The 2,164-nt window shown below is 78.4% G+C and carries 2 protein-coding genes; both read right to left on the reverse strand.

What is annotated here, in order from left to right; genetic code table 11:
- Nucleotides 1-63: 63 nt before the first annotated feature.
- Nucleotides 64-1,431, reverse strand: coding sequence for a UDP-N-acetylmuramate--L-alanine ligase (murC, locus tag CTKZ_RS20335; protein ID WP_218052758.1), 1,368 nt, complete (start codon nt 1,429-1,431; stop codon nt 64-66).
- 56 nt (nt 1,432-1,487) lie between these two features.
- Nucleotides 1,488-2,164, reverse strand: a 677-nt coding sequence (locus tag CTKZ_RS20340) for a UDP-N-acetylglucosamine--N-acetylmuramyl-(pentapeptide) pyrophosphoryl-undecaprenol N-acetylglucosamine transferase (RefSeq protein ID WP_268904351.1), incomplete at its 5' end; no start/stop codon positions are given.

Raw genomic sequence — 2,164 nt, forward strand, 5'->3', positions numbered from 1 at the left:
CCGCCGGCACCGCGCGCGGCCGCGACGGCGGCGCCACGCGCGGCTTCGGCGGGCGCGACGGGCTCACGGCCGTCCCCCTCCCGAGGGCCGGCTCCCCAGGGCCTCCAGCACGACCGGGACGAGGGCGGTCACGTCGCCGGCGCCCACCGTCATGAGGAGGTCGCCGGGACGGGCGGCCGCGGCGATCGCGCGCGCGGCCTCGACGCGGTCCGGCACGAACGTGGCCCGACCCGCGGTCGGCACCTGCGCGACGAGCAGCGCGCCCGTGACGCTCGGGTCCGGGTCCTCGCGCGCCGCGTAGACGTCCGTCACGACGACGACGTCCGCGAGGTCGAGGGCGGCGCCGAACTCGCGCGCGAACGTGCGCGTGCGGGAGAAGAGGTGCGGCTGGAACAGCACGAGGACACGGCCGTCGCCGACGACCGAGCGGGCGGCGCGCAGGATCGCGGCGACCTCCGTCGGGTGGTGCGCGTAGTCGTCCACGACGCGCACGCCGGCCACCGTCCCGCGGTCCTCGAACCGGCGACCCGTGCCGCGGAACTCGCCGAGCGCGCGTGCCGCGTCGACCGGGTCCACGCCCAGCGCGCGCGTCGCCGCCCATGCGGCCGCCGCGTTGAGCGCGTTGTGCTCGCCCGGCACCGCGAGGTGCACGGTGACCGTCACCGCGTCCGTCGTCAGGTCGACGGCCCAGCCGTCACCCGCGGGACGCAGGTCGCCGACCCGCACGTCGGCGTCGTCCGACCGGCCGTAGGTCACGACCGTGACGGACGCGTCGGCGAGCGCCTGCGCGACCGTCGCCACGAGCCGCGCCGCACCGTCGTCGTCGGCGCACGCCACGAGCACGCCGCCCGGCCGGACGCGTCGCGCGAACGCGACGAACGCGTCCTCGAACGCCTCGCGCGAGCCGTAGTGGTCCAGGTGGTCGGGCTCGACGTTGGTGACGACCGCGACGAGCGGCTCATACGCGAGGAACGACCCGTCGGACTCGTCGGCCTCGGCGACGAACGCCGGTCCGCTGCCGTCGCGGCTGCCGCCGAGCGCACCCTCGGCCGTGAGGACCGTGCCGCCGATCGCGAACGACGGGTCGGCGCCGGCGTGCAGCAGCGCGGTCGCGACCATCGCCGAGGTCGTCGTCTTGCCGTGCGCGCCCGCGACCGCGACGGCGTCACGGTCCGCCATGAGCGCGGCGAGCGCCTCCGAGCGGTGCAGCACCCGCAGCCCGGCGGCGCGGGCCGCCGCGAGCTCCGGGTTGGACTCGCGGACGGCCGACGACACGACGACCGTGTCGGCGTCCGCGACGAGCGCCGCGTCGTGACCGAGGTGCACCACCACGCCGGCGGAGCGCAGCCCCGGCAGCGCGGGGCCGTCGGCCGCGTCGGAACCGCTCACGTGCAGGCCGCGCGCCGCGAGCAGCGCGGCGATCGCGGACATGCCCGCGCCACCGACGCCGACCAGGTGCACGCGCCCGAGGTCCGCCACGGTCGCGGTCACGCGTCCCCTCCCGGGAGGTGGCGCTCGACGAGCGCGGCGACCCGGTCCGCGGCGTCGCGCACGCCGACCGACGCCGCGGCCGCGGCCATGCGCTCGCGCGTCGCGACGGCGTCGTCACCGACCAGCAGCCGCGGGACGTGCGTGCTGACCCACGCGGACGTGAGCGCGTCGTCGTCGACCAGCAGCCCGCCGCCGGCGGCGACGACGGGCGCCGCGTTGAGCCGCTGCTCGCCGTTGCCGACCGGCAGCGGGACGTAGACCGCGGGGATGCCGAGCGCGGCGAGCTCGCACACGGTGCCCGCACCCGACCGTCCGACGGCGAGGTCGGCGACGGCCAGCGCGAGGTGCATGTCGGCGAGGTACTCGCGCACCTGGTACCGCTCGGCACCCGGCGCACCCTCGATCGCGGTCCGCACCGCGTCGGCCTTGCCGCGCCCCGTGAGGTGCAGCACCTGGGCACCGCCCGCGAGCAGGTCGGCGGCCGCGCCCGAGACTGCGGTGTTGACCGAGACGGCACCCAGCGAGCCGCCCGACACGAGCAGCGTCGGCAGGTCGGGGTCGAGCCCGAGCACGTCGGCGGCGGCCCGGCGCGACCCGGCCGCGTCGGCGGCGCGCGCGGCGACGAGCTCGGCGACGGCGGCCCGCAGCGGCAGGCCGGTGACCTGGGCACGCG

The sequence above is a fragment of the Cellulomonas algicola genome, assembly GCF_003851725.1.
Taxonomy (GTDB): Bacteria; Actinomycetota; Actinomycetes; order Actinomycetales; family Cellulomonadaceae; genus Cellulomonas; species Cellulomonas algicola.

What these genes read in the sequence shown, in the direction of transcription:
- murC (WP_218052758.1), bottom strand. Translation starts at nt 1,431, where the DNA reads ATGTCCGCGATCGCCGCGCTGCTCGCGGCGCGCGGCCTGCACGTGAGC.